Genomic DNA, 18,964 nt, shown 5'->3' with positions numbered 1-18,964 from the left:
ATTCAAATTGGCTGAAACTCCTTCTTTCTAATTCTTAGCGGTTGCTTTAATTTAGGCCTTTTCTATTCAGGAGTCTTGCTTCAGGGCTATGAGCAAGGAAAGCCACACTATTGCGCTGGCATTGTAGAAAATTCTGCCGTACCTGCTCCTGGTAAACCATCAGCAGAAATACCTTGTGCTTCAATTCTGAACCGGGTTGCAGCATCGGAAGTTGGGAAAGTAAATACCGCCCGGCCATTAGCATCTGTCGTTACCCGCGGATTCCAATATAATACCGGCCTGAAATCCGGAAGGACCGTGCTGCGAGGGGCTAATTTCGGGATATTAAATTCCAGGGCCTGCACAACGCCGTTTATAGAAACAATATTCTGGTTTTCTGATTCCGGTAAATTAAAATTCCCTTTTTTAGTACGGATAGCAATAACGCCCTGATTACCTAAGAACCCGAACTGCTTTAACGAATTGGAAGATAAGTATACATTTATTTCCTGTACCTGGTCGGCGCTCATTCTAAGCACTAAATCATTATTATAAGTTGGCTTTCCATCTATGAAATAAAGAGGCTGATAAGGGAAGTACTTTTTTGCTGCTACATTAAAAATCCGGGTTTCGGTGTCGCCATTATAGTTGCGAATCTTTACGCTGGGAATAATTTCTCTAACCGCTTCTTCCACATCGTGAAAATTATTGTACTTGCTGAGCTGGTAGTTTCTATCGGCCGGAATGTTCATCCAGGCGGCATGATCAGAAACTACAGTTTCAGGCTTTTTATCAGCTGAAGCAAACTGTTTCGCTATTCTGGTTTGCAATAAAAGCCTGGTAGAAACCAACGTATCAGTAGTAGCTGCAAAAAAGCCTTGGGAAATTTCAGACAGCGCATCAGAATCTGAAAGGAATTTTAATTGTGCCTGCTTTTGAAAAATGCCCTGTTGCCAAACCTGATATAAATATTGTGGTTCTGAAGCTTTTTCCGAAAGGGTTACCAGAAAAAGACCTTCTTCATTCGTAGAAACCAGATCCGTTTTTCCGGATTTCAAATCCAGCAAATAGATAACTGCTTTCTGCAACGGCTGCCCTTCTTTATTTAACGCCTCCCCCTTTAAATGCAGCCCATTTTCCCGCTTGAATACCGGTTTATAGGTTTCAGCACCATTAATCTGTGCCCAGGTAAAGCGGTGCCAGCGCTGCGTTAAAAGCAGGTTGTCCAAAGCCATGCTGGTTGCCGTACTACTATTTTTAAAATAATAGCCAGCGTCTTCAACAAATGCTTTTAACTCGGAAGAAAGCAGCAAATATGCAGGAAGGTTCGGGTTAGAGCTTAAGGAAGCGTTCTGGCCCATATCAGTTACAGCAATAGAGAACTCCGAACGGACCGGCTTACCGGTATTATCGGTTGCTTCCAGGTTAACTGTAACCAACTCTCTGCGACCATAAGTTTGTTTATTGGTAGTGAGCTTTAAGTTTAATTGTTGCCGGTTATTTATAAAGAAAAGCCTTTCTGCTTCCGCTACGCCTTCCGCGTTAAATAAAGCAGCATGCGCAATACCATCCGGGAACCCTGTTTTTAACATTTTAAGCTCCGCTTCCGCGTTACTATTAAGCAGGACTTCATCCGAAAAATAAACAGCTCCCCGACTTTGGATCAGTAATACTTGCTTAGCATTAGCCTTATCCGGTGTACCCGTTACCCGAACAGTTACATTGTCGCTGGCGTTATCGATGTGCAGTACCAATCCTTTTTCCTGTGGCACCGGAAGATCAAACCTTTTAGAATCTGAGCCCAAACCATTGATTACAGCATAATAAGTTTTATGAGCTTCAGGTTTAAAAACAAAGTTGCCGATGCCAGCATGATACGCCTTGAAAGCTGTAACCACCTTGCCGGTTCCATCCATAATTTTTCCTTCTACCGGCACGCCAAAACCAGCTGCGTTTTTTGCCGAAAAGCCAACTATACTTGTTACGCCGCTTACTAAACCTCCTCCCTCAGGAAAAAACTGCAGATCTACCGGGTTATTCTCCGGAACTTGTGCCTTTAAGCCACCAGCCTCATCAGGACTACCATAAGTGTTAAGAATAGTTATTGCTTTCCGAAAGAAGGACTTTCCCCCGGCGTTCCGCATCCAATTCGTGTAGGCTACCAAGGTATAATTCCCAGACGGAAGCGAATCGGGTAGTATAAGCTGGGCAACCGCATAACCTGCTCTAGCCAGTACCTTCTGCTTAACGATTTCCTTTTGAGCTGCATTAAGAATAGAAACATTTATAACCTCCTCGGCTCCCCCCGGCTTCCATGAGTAAGCATCCATTAAATATGCTTTGTACCAAATAGTATCGCCGGCAACGTAAAAAGCACGATCGGTGTGCAGGTAAACTTTATCCGGATTTTGAGCTTCGGTAAAAGCTTTAAAGTTTGTTGGCAACTGTTGTAACCAACCTGCATTCTGCACTGCTCGCTTTTCCTGCGCCTTCGTTTCCGGGCAAAGCAGGATAGCCCAAAGCAACCACCCAAAAAGAAAACTTACCTTCGAAACTTTACCTAAAAATGAATTCATAAGAAATTAATTATTGCCAGAAGGCAGGCCTTTCAGTGGTACTTAATGGCATCGTACGGCAGTCGTCAGGATAGATAAACTTTGGAATTTGAATCGGAATATCCTGTTTAGTAATAAAAAGCGCTTTCCTGGCTACTGCCGAAGCCCCAAAATAGCCGATTACCTTTTCTGCACCGTTACTTATATTTTTTATATTGGAGACTGCATTAGCCGGTGCCGGATCCTGTACCGAGCCAGTGCCTTTGCTTTGTAATTTTATGGTTTCCCAAAAGTTAAAAGCAGTTTCCGACAGCGAGTATTGGGCAACTTCAACCCGATATTTTATATCAAAAAAACGGGGAGTTGCCGGCACCTGAAGAATTGGCTGCCCAACTAGGGTTTTCCCGTTAAACTGCCGGTCGTCGTTTACATTTATCAGGTTATTCTTATCTGTCAGCCAACAGTCCGGACAACAACTCTTTGGCCGGGGCACCAAAACATCCCTGACCTTTTCCATATAGTCTTCCGGTTGGGTGAACACTTGGTAAGTACCTTCAGAGCTCCAACGGTAATAATTCTTTTCGTTTGCCGGGTCCTTGGCATCAACAAGTACCCTCACTACATCGGTAATTATAGTCTCGTTTTGTTCATTAAGCGAATGTTCCTGCGCAAAGGTTGTATACAGCTTATCTATAGCGGGTACAGGTTTAAGTACTTCCGGCTCTGAAATATATTCCTGCCCGTTTTTTAAGCGGATTTTAAGTTGGTAACTTCCACCAATTCTTCCTCTGATCCCGTTTTTATTGGTTTCGTATTTTCCCGGAAAAGTCTCCGAAAGCACTTCAATTGTTCCCTGGTCATCGAAAATTGTAACGATGGCATTTTTCACATCCGGATGCGCATCCCCGAAATACTCGCCATAGTAAAACGACTTATTTAACTTAACAATATATGGGCCGGGCTCATCCGTTATTAACCCATCCACCATTAGTAGCCGTTCCTGCTTTTCTATGGGTACATCTACCGGCTCAATGCAGCCACCCAGAATAACTAGTACCAGAATTAAATAAATTTTATGCATTTTTTACCGGGTTAAAACTTGAAATTATAGGTTATGGAAGGAATGGCTGTACCTATTACAGAAAGCTGGTAAGCCTGGGTTTTGGTGCCGCCTACATGCTTGTAAAATATGGAATAAGCATTCTTCCGGGCATATAAATTATAAACTGCAAAATTCCAGCTGCCTTCATACTTTTTATTCTTTTTTAAATTGGGCAGCACGGTAAGCGATAAATCAAGCCGGTGGTAATCAGAAAGCCGGTACTGGTTCCGATCCCCGTAAATCGGAACCGAATTTCCATAGAAATTATAAAAACCGGTTGAAGCCGTAAAAGGCCGGCCGGTATTAAAAGTAAAGCTTGTCGTAATATTTAACCGCCGGGTAACCTGGTAAGTAGTTACCAGGTTCAGGTTATGCGGTTTGTCGTAGCTGGCCGGGTATTTTTCATTACCGTTAATTTTCTCTTCCGGAAATTTACCGTCGGTTTGCAGGAACGTGCGGGAAAAAGCGTAGCTGGCCCAGCCGGTTACTTTACCCACTTTCTTGTTTACCATTAATTCTATTCCGTAAGCTTCGCCCTTTGCCGGCAACAGCTCGGTTTCTATGGCTTCGTTCAGGAAAAGCTCGGCGCCGTTCTTATAGTCGAGCTGGTTCTGAATGGTTTTATAATATACTTCTACCGAAGTTTCGATGGTGTTCTGCTGCCAGTTCTGGAACAGGCCCAAAGAAACCTGATTCCCGATCTGCGGCTCGATGTACTGGTTGCTGGTCTTCCAGATATCGATCGGCGAAACGGTTAGCGTGTTAGATACTACGTGCAGGTATTGCAAGGTACGGGAATACCCTGCTTTCAGGGCGCTTTCATCGGTTAGGCTAAACCGGATGGCTGCGCGGGGCTCCAGGCCTTCATAAGGTTTCACCAACGCATTATTTTCGTAGGAAACCGTATCGGTTAAGGTAAGTAAACTGCGGGGCTTGCCGGCTTCGTACGTATAAACCTGGCTCGGACCTAAATGCTGGTACATCGAAAAGCGCAAACCCAGGTTAACCGAAAACCTTGGACTCAGCTCGATCTCATCGTTCACATAAATGGCCGATTCGATTGCTTTATCTTTAGGCAACACTTTTCCATTGATGTTCGAACGTTCACCAAGCGGTTTTAAAGCGCCGGGAGAAAACGTATAATAGGTACTGCTGCCGCCAAACCGAAGCTGCTGTTTTTGTCTTTGGTGAATAAAATCCGCTTTCAGTCCCCGCTGCCGGATACCGCTGCTGTACTTGGCTTCGCTAAAAGGTTTAAGGTAATCAAGCCCCAGATCGTAGTCGCCGTAAAGCGCCACAAAATTAGCCTGCAGTTTTTCCGAGAAAATATGGTTATAGGTTAAGCTGGCATTGTTGGTTTCCCAGGAATAAACCGTATCGGCATTGAACTGAAAACTGTCGTGGCTGCGGTAACCGGAGAAAATAACTTTTCCTTTTTCCGAAACCAGGCCGCTTAGTTTTACGGTTGCGTCGTAGAAAGAAGCCTTATCATCGCGTAACTGGGCATCGGGCATTTTTTTAAATAACCAGTTCGAGTAACTGCTGCGGCCTGCTACCAGTACGGAGCCTTGCTTATTCATTACCGGACCCTCTACCGCCAACCGGCCCGAAACAACGCCTATGCCGCCGGTGCCCTGCCATTTCTGGTAACTGCCTTCTTTCTGTTTTACATCCAGAATAGCCGAAAGCCGGCCGCCTAACTGTGCCGGAATGGCACCCCGGTACAAGGTAGCTTCCTGCACGGCATCGGGGTTAAATACGGAAAAGAAACCGAATAAGTGCGTAGGGTTAAAAATAGGCACCTCATCCATCAATATCAGGTTCTGGTCGGTGTTGCCGCCGCGCACGTTAAACCCGGCTGCCGCTTCGCCAACCGAGGTTACTCCCGGCAGCATCTGCACGCTTTTCACCACATCGCTTTCCCCGAGCAGTGCCGGCATCTTCTTTATTTCTTTAATGGAAAGTTTGTTCAGGCCCATTTGCGTACCCGATACGTTTATATCGCTTCGTTGAGCCTCAATCCGTACTTCGTTCAGTACCAGGTCCTTTTCAAACATCTCCACATCCAGCTTGCCGCTACCATTCAGCTGCACCACTTTCTTTATGGTTTCCAGGCCAATGGCCCTAAAAGTAATTTCGTATTTCCCGGCCGGAAGGCTTAATTTATAATTTCCCTGCAGATCGGTAGCGGTACCGACTCCCAGGCTTTCCACCATTACTTGCGCCCCGATCACTTCTTCGTTGCTTTTGCCAGTCTTCAGGTTTCCGGACAAGGTAAGTTTCTGACCGCGGGGCGCCATTTTATTACCGCCAATAACCAGGGCTTTCGCATCATAAGTATATCCCTGTGCATTTGCCCCATTGCCTGCCATATTCGTTAAAGCCGCACCCGCCGGCAAAATCACCACGTTTGCCGCATCGTACTGATTGAAAGTTAGGTCGGTTTCGAGTAAAGCTGCCTGAAGGGCTTCGGTTAACGTGGCATTGGTCAGGTTTAAAGTAAGTTTCTGGCCGGCAAGCCATTCTTCTTTGTAGAATATTTTAACGCCGAATTGCTTCTCTATGCCGGAGAACACTTGCGGCAGCGGCGCCTGCTGGTAGGTTGCCGTGAGCGTTTTCGGAGGTTCCTGCTGTCCGAACCCAGGCACAGCGCCAAAGAACAGTCCTCCTGTTAAAAGCAAAACGTATAGTTGTTTCATAAGCTTTGGCAAAACTGCCGGTAGTTTTCTGAGCCAGTTCCTGGCTTATAAATTCGGTTCAATATAAAAAATTAATCGGCCTCTTATCACCTGACGCTAACCCGGCCTTACCCGTTGCTTTTGAAAAGACAAATTATTTCCCGTAGTCCCTTAGTAGTTATAAACTATAAACTGTCGGGCACATCCGCTCGCCGTTGTTGCGTATTTTCACCATAGCCGCTAGGCTAAAGACAAAAGCAGGTCATTCTGAGCTTGCAGAAGAAACTTATACATACTGCTATGGCATTTGAGCGTAGCAATAAATGCCTTTCGTTCAGGTTCGGTATGCGATAGTTCCCTCCACAAGGTCCCCGAAAGTATTCGGAACAAGCATTCTGACGCAATAAAGTAGCTTAGCCTGACGGCTATGATGTTCTCACCAACAACCAAACTCAGCCAGCTTTTTCCCGACAAATATTCTTTTTGAAGCACCAGGAAATATTTCCTTTCAGGGCACAAAAAAACCGTAGCCTAAGCCGGGCAAAAAGCCGACGTATAACTACGGTTTTTTCCAGAGATTATTATATCTCTTATTTCTTATTTTGGCTGAAAAGCGAATCTACAAATTCATATTTATTGAAAACCTGCAGGTCGTCTATCTTTTCGCCAACGCCAATGTATTTCACCGGGATCTTAAATTCGTCGGAAATACCAATTACCACCCCGCCTTTTGCCGTACCATCTAATTTAGTAATAGCCAGCGCCGTTACATCGGTAGCTTTGGTAAACTCGGTAGCCTGTAAAACGGCATTTTGTCCGGTACTTCCGTCCAGCACTAACAGCACTTCGTGCGGAGCCTCCTCGATGAACTTCTGCATTACCCGTTTGATCTTGGATAGCTCGTTCATCAGGCCAACCTTGTTGTGCAAACGGCCGGCTGTATCGATAATTACCACATCCGCATCCATCTCCACGCCTTTCTTCACGGCATCGAAGGCTACGGAAGCCGGATCGGTGTTCATGCCGTGGGAGATTACCGGCACGCCTACGCGTTCGCCCCAGATAATGAGCTGGTCAACAGCAGCGGCCCGGAAGGTATCGGCGGCGCCTAACACTACTTTTTTACCGGCTTTGTGAAACTGGGAGGCCAGCTTACCGATGGTAGTGGTTTTGCCTACGCCGTTCACGCCAACCACCATAATTACGTATGGCTTAATGCCGGCCGGCAGACTCAGTTCGGTACCTTTCCCGGAACTATTTTCTTCCAGCAAGGCTGCCACTTCTTCGCGAAGGATTTTATCCAGCTCCGAGGTGCTCACGTATTTATCGCGGGCCACCCGTTCTTCTATGCGCTTGATGATCTTAATGGTAGTGCCTACGCCAACGTCGGAGTGCACCAGCATTTCTTCCAGATCGTCGAGCACCTCTTCGTCTACCTTCGATTTTCCGACTACGGCTTTGCTAAGCTGGTCAAAAAAGTTGGTTTTCGTTTTCTCAAGTCCTTTGTCGAGCGATTCTTTCTGCTCTTTTTTGAAGAAGTCAAATAATCCCATTGGGCAAGTATCGTGAAATTCAGGTAAAAAGTACCCAAAAATAAATAAACTAAAAAAGTCCCGACACACAAACGTGAGGGACTCTTTTGTCTGAACAGATCAGTTCAATTATTTAGCGGCTAAAGTTTCCTGAACTTTATCTACAGGCACCATCTCTTCTTTGAAGGTATAAGCGCCGGTTTTAGGAGACTTTACTGCTTTAATTACTTTTGCCCAGTCTTTACCGGTAGCGGTTTTCAGGGTCGCAACTACTTTCTTAGCCATCGTTATTTAATTTCTTTGTGTACCGTTACTTTTCTCAGATTCGGATTGAATTTCTTCATCTCCAGACGCTCAGGCGTGTTTTTTCTGTTCTTGGTAGTGATGTATCGGGAAGTACCAGGCACACCGGAGTTCTTCTGCTCGGTGCATTCCATAATTACCTGTACTCGGTTACCTTTTTTAGCCATCTCAACTATACTTTTTTATTTTGGACTGCAAATATACTATTCACCTGTGGGAATAACAACTAAGTTCTTTTAAAAAGTTTAAATACAGGTAATTAGGCTTTTCTGCAGCGGGGCTGCAACCACCTCCCGTTCATTCAACTTTTCATTCCGCTCTATACTGTTTTCGCAACAGGGAAGCCGGAACCTTTAAAAACTAGTAGCTGATAAAGCCAGCGCGGTGTGCTTTCTTTAACTCGGCAGAAATACCGTTTTTATTAATTGCGCGTAACGCGGAAGTAGAAACTTTCAGCGTGATCCAGGCATCTTCTTCCGGGATATAGAAACGCTTCTTCTGCAGGTTCGGGTAGAACTTACGCTTGGTTTTATTGTTGGCGTGGGAAACATTGTTTCCAACCTGAGGTCTTTTGCCGGTTAAATCACAAACTCGTGCCATCTTATTTTTAAATCAGTAGTTTATTCTAAAGGGTTGCAAATATCGGAAGAAAGAAACAGAAAGTCAACCTCAACGTTAAAATTATTTGAGTTTCACCGTTTAACGGCCTGCTGCTTACAGTTTACTTTAGCTTTCCGGAGGTAATTTCGGCTCTTTTTTAAACCCGTAGGGGCAATGCTTACAGCCACTTTTACAACAATAACCGCGCTTCAGGTGGTATTTGGCCGTAAAAACCATCAATCCCTGCTCGTTAAAGTAATAATCATCGGGCTCTAAAGGCAAAACCGGCGGCTTTTTCACAAACGGTAGCTTTTCCGCTGCAAAAGTATAAAATTTCCCGGCCATTTAAAATAAATAACTGCCTGCCTGACACTTATCTTCTTACGGCAAGTGCAATATCCTTTTAAAACAGGAATCCGCTAAGACTTCCAAAAATCTTATCATAAGCTTAACGCCTTGGTTTGCACTATATTTTCAAACACATTGCATTAAATCATTTTTGCATTATTCCAACAGCTTTAAGGCCGGCCAAACGCCAACACTGGGTTTAGTACCGCGTAAAAAATGGAAGTTAATGCAATTTCAATAACAAAATTAAATAAAGCCATGAATATAAATGATCCAATTGCCCAGGTAGTACAGGATTTACGCAACCGCGGCTACATCCATACCTTCATTATGCAGAACCACGGAATCTACTGTCCGGAACTCTCTCAGGAAGTACCCGCCGAACAGCTTACGCTGGTAGAAGCGCACCACGTAGACGGTCCGGTAGCCGACGCGGCCAACACCCACGAAGTGTTCGCGGTTACCACCTCCGACCAGGTAAAAGGCATCATGCTCGATACCTATTCGGAATACGATGCCGCCGAATTCGCCGAACTTTTCGGCAGAATCAATAAAGCACAAACGGCTCAGGCATAGGTTCTCGTTTGTTTTTCAGATTTTTCAATTCAGAAGAAAGCATTTCCAAGGCTGCCTCACCCAGTCCGCGAAATGCTTTCTTTTTAAATCAGGATTTTCAGGATTTAAGGATTTACAGGACAATTGTCAGAATCAGAATTTACAGAATTCTCAAAATTCGCAGAATTTCAGGATCTTATTTTAAAAATCCTGTCCATCTTAATAATCCCTAAAATCGTGTTCAGACAAAAAAGCACCTTCTCCTTTCAAAGCTAATCCGCCCTACAGCCTCAACGAAGAATTTCATTGCCGTCTGCTTTAGCTGACGGAACGGCCTGCTATGAAAAACAGTACCATTTAAGAAAGAAAAACCCGGACACCAGAAAACCAAGGCAATGTTACAAACCTTTTCCCTCCCATTTTTTTCTCCCGCCACCTTTCTTTAAATTTACCCCGAAGCACTCCTACCCAAAAAGCAATTTACCGTATGAAAAGTATTTTGCCCGGAATGCCGGAATCAGGAACTTAAAACCAGAACCCCATGCATACAGCTACTATCACTTCCAGCCAGCAGGCTATCGAACTCGAAGATAAATACGGTGCCCACAACTACCACCCGCTGCCAGTGGTGCTTACCCGCGGCGAAGGCGTGCACCTCTGGGACCTAGAAGGCAAGCATTACTACGACTTTCTATCGGCTTACAGCGCGGTAAACCAGGGCCACTGCCACCCGAAGATCATCAATGCCTTAATTGACCAGGCCCAACAGCTTACCCTAACTTCCCGCGCCTTTTACAACGACAAACTGGGCATCGCCGAAAAATACATTGCCGAGTATTTTGGTTACGACAAGGTGCTTATGATGAATTCCGGCGCCGAGGCCGTAGAAACCGCCCTGAAACTGGCGCGCAAATGGGGCTACATGCAGAAAGGCCTCGCCCCGAACACTGCCGAAATCATCGTTGCCGAACATAACTTCCACGGTCGCACCACCGGTATCATTTCCTTCTCCACCGACCCGGATTCTACCAAAGGCTTCGGCCCTTACATGCCGGGCTACAAAGTAGTGCCTTACGACGACCTCGAAAGCCTGGCAGAAGCTTTGAAAAATCCGCACGTATGCGCTTTCATGGTAGAACCTATTCAGGGCGAAGCCGGCGTTTACGTACCTTCCGAAGGGTATTTAAGCAAAGCCAAAGCCCTTTGCGAGCAGCATAACGTACTCTTTATTGCCGATGAAATTCAGACGGGCGTAGGCCGTACCGGTCAGCTGCTGGCCACCTGCTACGAAGCTGTAAAAGCCGATATTCTAATTTTAGGCAAAGCTTTATCCGGGGGCGTACTGCCGGTTTCGGCCGCGCTTTGCAACGACGAGATCATGCTCTGCATCAAGCCAGGCGAGCACGGTTCAACCTTCGGCGGCAACCCGCTGGCCTGCGCCGTAGCCATGGCTGCTTTGCAGGTAATTGAAGACGAGAACCTGACCGAAAATGCCCGCATCATGGGCGAAATCTTCCGGGAGCGCATGCGCCGGATTCAGAAAAACCACCCGGAACTGGTAACCACTGTACGCGGCAAAGGCTTGCTGAATGCCGTAATTATTAAACCAACCGCCGACGGTCGCACTGCCTGGGATGTTTGCATAGCTCTGAAAGAAAACGGCCTGCTGGCCAAACCAACCCACGGCGACATCATCCGCTTTGCTCCGCCGTTGGTAATTACCGAAGAACAACTGCATGAATGCTGTGACATTATCGAAAACACCATGCTGCAATTTTCCAGCCCGGTAGAAGCTCCCGAAGAACTTGATTAAACTGGATTAATATAGATCATAAACCCATAAAAGCCGGCGGATACGATTATTCGCCGGCTTTTTCTATTTTTGAACAAACCGCCCCTTATGAAAATAACGCTTTCCTTTTACGCCTTTAGCTTGGCACTTTTAGCATTCTTTTTTACCGGCTGCAAGACAAGCAAACCAACCTATTCCTTCGCCCCGATAAGCCCTTCTAAGCAGGTTATTCCTCTACAAACCGGTACCGCAGCAGAAGCAAAAACGAACAAGCCAGGGGGAAAGCTTCAAACAGAAGAATCCTCTGAAACGCTATTATTTCACACCAAAAAAGTAAAGCCCATAATAGCCTTGGCTCTGCCGCAAACCAACACCAAAGCCATTCCTGTCTCTGAAAATCTTTTCCCGAAAAAAGTCCTGCAACCAAATGCGCTAAAAAAGATCAAAGGTATTAAAGACGGCCCAGCCAAAGGCCCGCTCAGCATGATTTCCGGTATTTTCCTGGGTATTGGCATGGCTTTGCTGCTGGCCGCCCTGGCAATGCTTATTCTTGGCACTTCCGGAGCCGGCACACTGGCCCTGATTGGGGGAAGCGCTTTTCTGGCCGGCTCCATTATAGCCATTATGGCCTTGCTGAAGTATTGATCCTAATAGAAGTTCTGTCGGGACAAAACTTGGAAAAAAAACGATAAAAGCGCACAATTAAATTAATTTTGGCATTATGTAAAAAGACAAATCCTCTCCTGTGGAAATAAAGAAAAGATCAGCTTTTAAAGACCCGGCTCAAGACCTGGCTTGGTTTGAAAACTGGGTAAAACAACTAGAAAGCCAGAATAACCGCACGTATCAGCCCCTTCCGGTTCAAACCAGCCTGGGCAAAACGCATATCTGGGGCCTGCACACCGAAAACGAAACCCTGGAACCGCTGGTCATTTTTCCCGGTGCCCGCACCACCCCGCTTTTCTGGGATTTCGATAAAAACCTTGATAACCTGGGCCGCCATTTCCGCATCTTCCTGGTAGAAACCAACGGCCTTCCTAATTTAAGCGACGGCAACACCCCGGATATAAAATCTGTTGGTTATGGCCATTGGGCAGCCGAAGTTTTAACGCAACTGAAGCTCGAAAAAGCATTTATAGCCGGCGCTTCCTTTGGCGGCCTCATTTGCATGAAACTAGCCCTGACCAACCCCGAAAAAATAAAAGCAGCATTTCTGTTGAATCCCGGTTGCCTGCAATCCTTTTCGCTTTCGCCCAAAAACCTGTACTACAACTTGCTTCCGCTACTGGCACCTTCCCGAAAAAACGTTAGTAAGTTTCTGGACAAAGCCGTTTTCTGCAAACCAACCCATACGCTATCTCCTGGGGCTGAAAAACTGATCATAGATTACGAGCTCTTTGCCATAACCCGTTACCAGGACCGCACCCAAAAGCCTTACGACATGGCCAACGAATTACGACAGGTAACCGTGCCGGTTTATTTGCTCGAAGGCGATAAAGACCAGCTGTTTCCGTTTCAGAGATCAGTAGCCAATGCACAGGAAAAACTGCCGGGTTTAAAAGAAGTAAAGGTTTTCGAAAATGTCGCCCACGGAATAGAAACCTATGGACCGGCACTAAAATTCATCAATACTAAGGTTACGGAGCTGGTTAAAAAGCAGAAGTAAGAAAACTCAATTGCTGTTCTTCAAACCAAAACCCTATCCTTCCCGCTCCAAAAACTCCCGATAAACATTTCATTCCCCGTGCTTTAGCCGTACCTTTGCGGTAGTTTCACTTAAATACATAGCAGTATGAATTTAACCCGCCGGCCCCGCCGCAACCGCAAATCCGAAGTGATCCGGAACATGGTTCAGGAAAACTTTGTAACCGTAAACGACCTCATTTACCCGATATTTGTTTTAGAAGGCCAGAACCAAGCCCTTGAAATAACCTCCATGCCAGGCATTTACCGCTACAGCACCGATCGCATGCTGGACGAAATTGCTGCTTGCGTAGACCTGGGCGTAAAAGCTTTTGCTCCGTTCCCGGTAATTGCCGAAAACAAAAAAGACCGCTTTGCTACCGAAAGCTTCAACAAAGAAGGCCTCTTCCCAAGCTTTATTGCCGAAGTGAAAAAGAACTTCCCCGATGTAGTTCTCATGACCGACGTAGCCATGGACCCTTATTCTTCCGACGGCCACGACGGCATTGTTGACAACGGCGAGATCCTGAACGATGCAACGTTAGAGATCCTGGCGAAAATGGCCCTGGAACAAGCCCGCGCCGGTGCCGACATCATCGGTCCGTCCGACATGATGGATGGCCGCGTTGGTTTCATTCGCGAATACCTCGATAAAAATGGTTTCCAGAACGTAGCCATTATGAGCTACACCGCCAAATATGCCAGCGCTTTCTACGGCCCCTTCCGTGACGCCCTGGATTCAGCCCCGAAATTCGGTGATAAGAAAACCTACCAGATGAACCCGGCCAACGCCCGCGAAGCCTTACTGGAAGCCGAACTGGACACCCTGGAAGGCGCCGATTACCTGATGGTAAAACCCGGCCTGCCGTACCTCGACATTATCAAAAGCCTCCGCGATAACTCCCACCTGCCCATTGCCGCCTACAACATTTCGGGCGAATACGCCATGGTAAAAGCCGCCGCTGCCAATGGCTGGATCGACGGCGAAAAGGCGATGGCCGAAGTTTTACTAAGCTTCAAACGCGCCGGCGCGGACATCATTCTCACGTATTTCGCGAAGGAATTTGCCCAGTACCTGAAAAAGATCAGCTAAAAACCCTATCACATTAAGGGAGTGGACTGATTTAGTTTACAAAATTAAGTTCTATCCCTCTCTGTCATTCTGAAAGAAACTTGTGATTTCTGAGCCTTAAACCCATAAGTTCCTTACAGAATTACAATCATAGTAGTTTAAAGCAAATTTATTCCTTTGCCTAACATAAAAAAGTCAGCCTTTATAGGCTGACTTTTTCTTTTTTCCCGCCTCATTTCAGGCAGCTTGAATAACAAATCTTAATATTTTTCCTTTTGGAAAAATTAAATTAAGCTGGTTTTCCGGTTACCTTAAAGCTTGCATGAGAAAACCCGGGAACAAAATATGGCAAGAATCGGGAGAGAGTTTTTTTATTAATTACCGGTTGCAATGAATTCCAACAGGTTAGCCTGGTTGTTAAGTAGGGCCTTCTGGCGCCGGTTCAGCAATTCGGCTACTTTTTGGTTGAGTTCTTCTTCCAGCTGAATTCTGGAAACTGCCGGATTATTTTCCTGCATCGCCTGCAAAGCCGCCAGCTTTAATTTGCGCACCGCAATAATCTGGTCTTCATTCAATTCCAGCCGGCCTGCGGCCTGACGGGCAAAATTCGCGGCTTGCTGATCCAGGGTTGGTTCGCCGGCACGAGCTGCGAGTACATTTAAAAATAAGAGAGCGGCAAAAAGGAGCTTTTTCATATCTTTAAAATTTAGAACCTGTTCTTTCATGTAACTGCTGTAAAATTAACACCAGATCAAGCCGTTTGCTGAAATATTCGACCAACCTGGCTGAAACCGGGATAAAATTGACTTTTTAACCGACAAACCTGACAGCCGTAATTAATATACTATCTTTACTTATTGCCCTGACCGATCTTTATGGAACCAGAAAAGAAGCCGCCTTTCCGACTTACCCGCGTGACCATTGCCGCCACGCTTGCCCAGCTTATTCCTCTAATTATGCTGGTAGCCACCATAACCGTTTACAGCTACCTGATCGCCCCGAACCTGGACAAGGAAGTTTACGCGGAGTTTGCCACTCGCATCGCCAAACCGATCGGCTGGATTGCAGGCACCCTAGCTACGCTGGCCATGGCTTTCTGGGCAGCCCGCAAAGCCCACAACCGGCAGGTGATCTACGGAGTTGCCACGGGCGTACTGGTCGTACTTTTAGATATTTTATCGCAAACAACTGCAAACAAACCATTTGACTTAATCGACATTCTGGTACTCGTGGCCAAATTAATGGCCGGCACGCTGGGCGGCTACCTTGCCTGGCAACGCTACCGCAACCTGCCGGTAGAAAAACGCCATACGCATCGTTTAATTTAATTCCGGTTCCGGCTTGAAAGACTATTACCAGCTTTTACAGATAGAGGCTACCGCCACCCAGCAACAGGTGCGCAAGGCGTATTATAAGCTCGCCCAGCAGTACCATCCCGATAAAACTACTGATCCGACGCAACACCAGCGCTTTCTTGACATTAATGAAGCGTACCAGATCCTAGGCGATAAAGAAAAAAGGCAGATCTACCACTACCGCTGGCTGAATTTTCAATACTCTCCGCCGCCAAAACCTACTACCGCAGCACAGCCTCGCCAGTCACCACGCCCTACTCCGCCCCGGCCGCGGAACACGCCGCCTTATCCCCCGCCTTCCTATGCCTCGCATTACCGGAACTACACGGTAAATTCCTACCGCGAGTATGAAGGTCTGCTCCGCCAGGTTTGCACCCTGGCCTTGCTCATTTCGGCTATATTATTCCTGGATTATCTTTTTACCACAACCATTCCGGGGCAAACTATTCTGGTTTACGATTTAAACGGAGCAGGCCATACCGGCGAAAAATACATGCGCATCTTTACTGAAACCGCTTCTTTCCGCATGCGGGAAGAAGCGTTCCTGGAAACAGGTCTGCAACTGGGCGATGTCGTTGCCGTTCAGCAAACTCCTTTGCTCCGGCAGGTTCTCCGGATAGAGTACCTGCAAAACTGGTTCGATGTGAACCTGATCAGCATTTACCACAATTTCTTTGCGCTTTTATTGCTGCAAACAGCCTTGGGCATTGCCGGTCTGTACAAAGACTTCACCTGGCCCGCCCGAATGAATTTCGGCATCATGGCCGGTGTCTTCACCATTTTTACCTTAGTCGTTATCTTTATCAGCTATTGATTTTTCTTTCAGATTTATTCAATTCTTGCAATCGTATAAATGCATCCACCCCGGCCTGTCCCCCGACCTACGGTATATACACATCTCCTTTTTACAATGTAAAGGGTTCGGTCTTTGGTATTTTCGAATAAACTGTCACCTCGGTCTGTGCCCTCACAGACCGAAGCACTGCAGTTAAAGATTAAAAAGCTACCTGCTCATTTATGCATAATAAACGCTTTGCCCGGAAATGGCGGAATTTCGAACTTCTCTTAGTTCAGATAGCAAACCACTGCTAATTTTAAGGCCTCTACTTCGGTCTGTGGGGGTACAGACCGAGGTGATGTTGGTTCTTAAAGATGTGTATATACCGTAGGTCCCCCGACAGGCCGGACTCGCCGCTCCATTCAGGTCAACCCACCAGGCATTTTACCTTTATAAACCGCTTTATGGAAGCTTATGCACAACGCGCTTTGCTGCAGTGCTTTCTGCCTGTCGGGGGACAGGCCGGGGTGTAAAAGGTGAGACTGCAGCATGAAAGATTATTTACCGAGTTTCATTGCCGTCTGCTTTAGCTGACGGAAAGCAGACGGCAATATATTTTGAACATGGAACCAGTCTTAACATTAAAACAGTACCAAACCCCAACAAAAAAGCCTTTCCAAAAGCATAGCAGCTTCCGGAAAGGCTTCCCTTGTAATATGTTGCAGTCTTCTTAGTTCAATGGGCTGGCCGTTACTTTAAACACCATATTCACTTTAATATTCAGGTCGCTGGAAACAGTATCAACCATCTTGCCTTTTATTCTCAGGCTGTAATTACCCGTTTTCACATATTTATCCATTACGTTTTCGGTAGGCGTAAGAATTAGGGTTTTCTTCCCATCTGGCTGAATATCCCTGGCATAGGCCATTAGTACCGGATTGCGGTTTAAAGAATCGGCCACATAAACTTCAATATCTTTCAAAAAGTTAAAAGTTGCCGATAAATTACCAGGCATGGCCATTTTCAATTCTTGTACTCGGATGTTTTTCACCAGGTGCGTAGTCGTATTATTCCGCTTAAACTCTGCTTCAGAGTCGGAGGCAATGGCAATCGGGTACTCTGCCTCTGTCAATCCCCAGGCAGATCCGTTAGCGTAGGCTTTATTTACTTCCTTTTTAGACGCAACAAAATGCTGCTCGTTCCGCATTTCGAATGTAAAGAGCTTTTCTACGGTTTCCACTTCTTTTTTACAGGAAGTGAACAAGGCAGCAGCCAGCAAAAGCACGACGGAAAGCTTTCTCATACCTTTCAATTTTAAATTCCGGAATAAAACAAAAGCGATGCTAAATATAAGATTATTCAGCATCGCTAACAAGTATTTAAAACAAAAGTTGCCTTAATCCATCATATCGGCAGCCCGCGGCGGGTCCTGGTGGTCTTTCCAGCTCATCGGGTATTTCTCGTCGATGTACTTCATGGCCTCGTCGGTCAGGTGCAGCGGCTTGAAAGTATCGATCATTACGGCCAGTTCTTCGGTACCGGTTTTGCCGATGCTGGCCTCCACCGTGCCTGGGTGCGGACCGTGCGGAATGCCGCCCGGATGCACCGTAAACGAAGCAATGTCGATGCCTTTGCGGCTCATAAAATTACCTTCCACGTAGTACAGCACCTCGTCGGAATCTACGTTGGAGTGGTTGTATGGCGCCGGAATAGCCAGCGGGTGGTAATCGTATAAACGCGGCACGAACGAGCAGATCACGAAGTTATGCGCCTCGAAGGTCTGGTGTACCGGAGGTGGCTGGTGAATGCGGCCGGTTATTGGTTCGAAATCGTGAATGGAGAAAGCGTACGGGAAGAAAAAGCCATCCCAACCCACTACATCGAACGGACTGAAATCGTAGTAATACTGGTGCAAAAACCCTTCTTTCTTGATCTGTACCAAGTATTCGCCTTTTTCGGTTTCGTTTATCAGCTCGGTTGGCGGACGCATGTCGCGCTCACAGAAAGGCGAATGCTCCAGCAGCTGCCCGAAGTGGTTACGGTAGCGGCGTGGCGTCTCGATCGGGCTGAACGATTCGATTACGAGCAAACGCACCTGCCCCTCGTTGAAACGGAATTTATGAATAATGGTCCGCGGAATAACCAGGTAATCACCCGGCCGGAACTCGATCTTACCCATTTGCGAAAGCAATTCCCCGCTGCCTTCGTGTACAAAAACCACCTCGTCGGCAATGGCATTTTTGTAGTAGTATTTCATCTCCGCCTCCGACGGATTACAGATGCTGATCGCCACATCGTTATTGGCCAACATGGTTTTGCGGGCATTCAGGTAATCAGCACCGGTGGTTTTCTCGCCCAACGTGCGCAAATGGCTTGGTGCGTATTTCGCTTCCTTGGCAAATTTATAGCTGAAAGGTACCGGCTCGCCAATGCGCTCTATTTTGGTTGGCGGATTGGTGTGGTAAAGCAAAGAAGAAACTCCGCTGAAGCCCAGCGTTCCCACCAGCTGCTCCGAGTACAGGCTGCCGTCGGGCTGCCGGAACTGGGTGTGCCGCTTATGCGGGATATTTCCTAATTTATGATAAAATGGCATACTAAATCAGATTAATTTCCGGAACAGTATCGTTTTCAG

General features: G+C 46.5%; 18 protein-coding genes. 7 read left to right on the top strand and 11 right to left on the bottom strand.

Annotated features, from left to right (window positions below; translation table 11 throughout):
• Nucleotides 1-107: 107 nt before the first annotated feature.
• The 8 genes from F0P94_RS08055 to F0P94_RS19630 form a co-directional block, all read right to left on the bottom strand.
• On the bottom strand, nt 108-2,555 hold the full coding sequence (locus F0P94_RS08055) for a hypothetical protein (RefSeq protein WP_150903361.1): 2,448 nt from the start codon (nt 2,553-2,555) through the stop codon (nt 108-110).
• 10 nt (nt 2,556-2,565) lie between these two features.
• Complete coding sequence (locus tag F0P94_RS08050) at nt 2,566-3,615, bottom strand: DUF4249 domain-containing protein (protein WP_150903360.1); 1,050 nt, start codon at nt 3,613-3,615, stop codon at nt 2,566-2,568.
• Between the two features lie 11 nt (nt 3,616-3,626).
• On the bottom strand, nt 3,627-6,335 hold the full coding sequence (locus F0P94_RS08045; protein WP_150903359.1) for a TonB-dependent receptor: 2,709 nt from the start codon (nt 6,333-6,335) through the stop codon (nt 3,627-3,629).
• Nucleotides 6,336-6,904: 569 nt separating this feature from the next.
• Nucleotides 6,905-7,867 carry a signal recognition particle-docking protein FtsY gene (ftsY, locus tag F0P94_RS08040; RefSeq protein ID WP_150903358.1) on the bottom strand — a complete coding sequence of 321 codons (963 nt, stop codon included), beginning with the start codon at nt 7,865-7,867 and terminating at the stop codon, nt 6,905-6,907.
• 108 nt (nt 7,868-7,975) lie between these two features.
• Nucleotides 7,976-8,131 carry a DUF4295 domain-containing protein gene (locus F0P94_RS08035; protein ID WP_150903357.1) on the bottom strand — a complete coding sequence of 52 codons (156 nt, stop codon included), beginning with the start codon at nt 8,129-8,131 and terminating at the stop codon, nt 7,976-7,978.
• Nucleotides 8,132-8,133: 2 nt separating this feature from the next.
• On the bottom strand, nt 8,134-8,316 hold the full coding sequence (rpmG, locus tag F0P94_RS08030) for a 50S ribosomal protein L33 (RefSeq protein WP_115375234.1): 183 nt from the start codon (nt 8,314-8,316) through the stop codon (nt 8,134-8,136).
• 193 nt (nt 8,317-8,509) lie between these two features.
• Nucleotides 8,510-8,749 (bottom strand): 50S ribosomal protein L28, encoded by a 240-nt coding sequence (rpmB, locus tag F0P94_RS08025; RefSeq protein WP_150903356.1) that lies wholly within the window; start codon nt 8,747-8,749, stop codon nt 8,510-8,512.
• A 126-nt stretch (nt 8,750-8,875) separates the two neighbouring features.
• Complete coding sequence (locus F0P94_RS19630) at nt 8,876-9,094, bottom strand: DUF5522 domain-containing protein (protein ID WP_191906967.1); 219 nt, start codon at nt 9,092-9,094, stop codon at nt 8,876-8,878.
• Nucleotides 9,095-9,355: 261 nt separating this feature from the next.
• Here F0P94_RS19630 and F0P94_RS08020 point away from each other — a divergent pair, with 261 nt between their 5' ends.
• From F0P94_RS08020 to hemB, 5 genes are all read left to right on the top strand, one after another.
• On the top strand, nt 9,356-9,673 hold the full coding sequence (locus F0P94_RS08020; protein WP_150903355.1) for a hypothetical protein: 318 nt from the start codon (nt 9,356-9,358) through the stop codon (nt 9,671-9,673).
• A gap of 520 nt (nt 9,674-10,193) precedes the next feature.
• Nucleotides 10,194-11,465, top strand: coding sequence for an ornithine--oxo-acid transaminase (rocD, locus tag F0P94_RS08015; protein WP_150903354.1), 1,272 nt, complete (start codon nt 10,194-10,196; stop codon nt 11,463-11,465).
• Between the two features lie 87 nt (nt 11,466-11,552).
• Nucleotides 11,553-12,089: a hypothetical protein gene (locus F0P94_RS08010; protein ID WP_150903353.1), complete on the top strand. Its 537-nt coding sequence runs from the start codon at nt 11,553-11,555 to the stop codon at nt 12,087-12,089.
• Between the two features lie 100 nt (nt 12,090-12,189).
• A complete protein-coding gene (locus tag F0P94_RS08005; RefSeq protein ID WP_150903352.1) occupies nt 12,190-13,110 on the top strand; it encodes an alpha/beta fold hydrolase in 921 nt (306 codons plus the stop codon).
• Nucleotides 13,111-13,236: 126 nt separating this feature from the next.
• Complete coding sequence (gene hemB / locus F0P94_RS08000; RefSeq protein ID WP_150903351.1) at nt 13,237-14,220, top strand: porphobilinogen synthase; 984 nt, start codon at nt 13,237-13,239, stop codon at nt 14,218-14,220.
• 353 nt (nt 14,221-14,573) lie between these two features.
• Here hemB and F0P94_RS07995 read toward each other — a convergent pair whose 3' ends face one another.
• Complete coding sequence (locus F0P94_RS07995) at nt 14,574-14,894, bottom strand: hypothetical protein (protein WP_150903350.1); 321 nt, start codon at nt 14,892-14,894, stop codon at nt 14,574-14,576.
• Between the two features lie 180 nt (nt 14,895-15,074).
• On the opposite strand from F0P94_RS07995, the gene F0P94_RS07990 reads away from it, so the two are divergent.
• Together F0P94_RS07990 and F0P94_RS07985 are read left to right on the top strand one after the other, a co-directional pair.
• Entirely contained in the window at nt 15,075-15,527 is a 453-nt protein-coding gene (locus F0P94_RS07990) for a TIGR04086 family membrane protein (protein ID WP_150903349.1), read from the top strand.
• Nucleotides 15,528-15,540: 13 nt separating this feature from the next.
• Nucleotides 15,541-16,368, top strand: a complete 828-nt coding sequence (locus tag F0P94_RS07985; RefSeq protein ID WP_150903348.1) for a J domain-containing protein — start codon at nt 15,541-15,543, stop codon at nt 16,366-16,368.
• A gap of 694 nt (nt 16,369-17,062) precedes the next feature.
• On the opposite strand, the gene F0P94_RS07980 is transcribed toward F0P94_RS07985, so the two are convergent.
• A complete protein-coding gene (locus tag F0P94_RS07980) occupies nt 17,063-17,635 on the bottom strand; it encodes a hypothetical protein (RefSeq protein ID WP_150903347.1) in 573 nt (190 codons plus the stop codon).
• Nucleotides 17,636-17,728: 93 nt separating this feature from the next.
• Complete coding sequence (locus tag F0P94_RS07975; RefSeq protein ID WP_150903346.1) at nt 17,729-18,925, bottom strand: homogentisate 1,2-dioxygenase; 1,197 nt, start codon at nt 18,923-18,925, stop codon at nt 17,729-17,731.
• Nucleotides 18,926-18,964: the final 39 nt, after the last annotated feature.

Origin of the sequence: Adhaeribacter soli (genome assembly GCF_008727925.1) — a bacterium.
GTDB classification, from domain to species: Bacteria; Bacteroidota; Bacteroidia; order Cytophagales; family Hymenobacteraceae; genus Adhaeribacter_A; species Adhaeribacter_A soli.
This window is presented reverse-complemented; position numbering and strand designations above follow the sequence as displayed.

Bases quoted from the DNA above. Each gene is read 5' to 3' on its own strand.
- F0P94_RS08055 (WP_150903361.1), bottom strand. From the start codon at position 2,555: ATGAATTCATTTTTAGGTAAAGTTTCGAAGGTAAGTTTTCTTTTTGGG.
- F0P94_RS08050 (WP_150903360.1), bottom strand. From the start codon at position 3,615: ATGCATAAAATTTATTTAATTCTGGTACTAGTTATTCTGGGTGGCTGC.
- F0P94_RS08045 (WP_150903359.1), bottom strand. From the start codon at position 6,335: ATGAAACAACTATACGTTTTGCTTTTAACAGGAGGACTGTTCTTTGGC.
- ftsY (WP_150903358.1), bottom strand. From the start codon at position 7,867: ATGGGATTATTTGACTTCTTCAAAAAAGAGCAGAAAGAATCGCTCGAC.
- F0P94_RS08035 (WP_150903357.1), bottom strand. From the start codon at position 8,131: ATGGCTAAGAAAGTAGTTGCGACCCTGAAAACCGCTACCGGTAAAGAC.
- rpmG (WP_115375234.1), bottom strand. From the start codon at position 8,316: ATGGCTAAAAAAGGTAACCGAGTACAGGTAATTATGGAATGCACCGAG.
- rpmB (WP_150903356.1), bottom strand. From the start codon at position 8,749: ATGGCACGAGTTTGTGATTTAACCGGCAAAAGACCTCAGGTTGGAAAC.
- F0P94_RS19630 (WP_191906967.1), bottom strand. From the start codon at position 9,094: ATGGCCGGGAAATTTTATACTTTTGCAGCGGAAAAGCTACCGTTTGTG.
- F0P94_RS08020 (WP_150903355.1), top strand. From the start codon at position 9,356: ATGAATATAAATGATCCAATTGCCCAGGTAGTACAGGATTTACGCAAC.
- rocD (WP_150903354.1), top strand. From the start codon at position 10,194: ATGCATACAGCTACTATCACTTCCAGCCAGCAGGCTATCGAACTCGAA.
- F0P94_RS08010 (WP_150903353.1), top strand. From the start codon at position 11,553: ATGAAAATAACGCTTTCCTTTTACGCCTTTAGCTTGGCACTTTTAGCA.
- hemB (WP_150903351.1), top strand. From the start codon at position 13,237: ATGAATTTAACCCGCCGGCCCCGCCGCAACCGCAAATCCGAAGTGATC.
- F0P94_RS07995 (WP_150903350.1), bottom strand. From the start codon at position 14,894: ATGAAAAAGCTCCTTTTTGCCGCTCTCTTATTTTTAAATGTACTCGCA.
- F0P94_RS07990 (WP_150903349.1), top strand. From the start codon at position 15,075: ATGGAACCAGAAAAGAAGCCGCCTTTCCGACTTACCCGCGTGACCATT.
- F0P94_RS07980 (WP_150903347.1), bottom strand. From the start codon at position 17,635: ATGAGAAAGCTTTCCGTCGTGCTTTTGCTGGCTGCTGCCTTGTTCACT.
- F0P94_RS07975 (WP_150903346.1), bottom strand. From the start codon at position 18,925: ATGCCATTTTATCATAAATTAGGAAATATCCCGCATAAGCGGCACACC.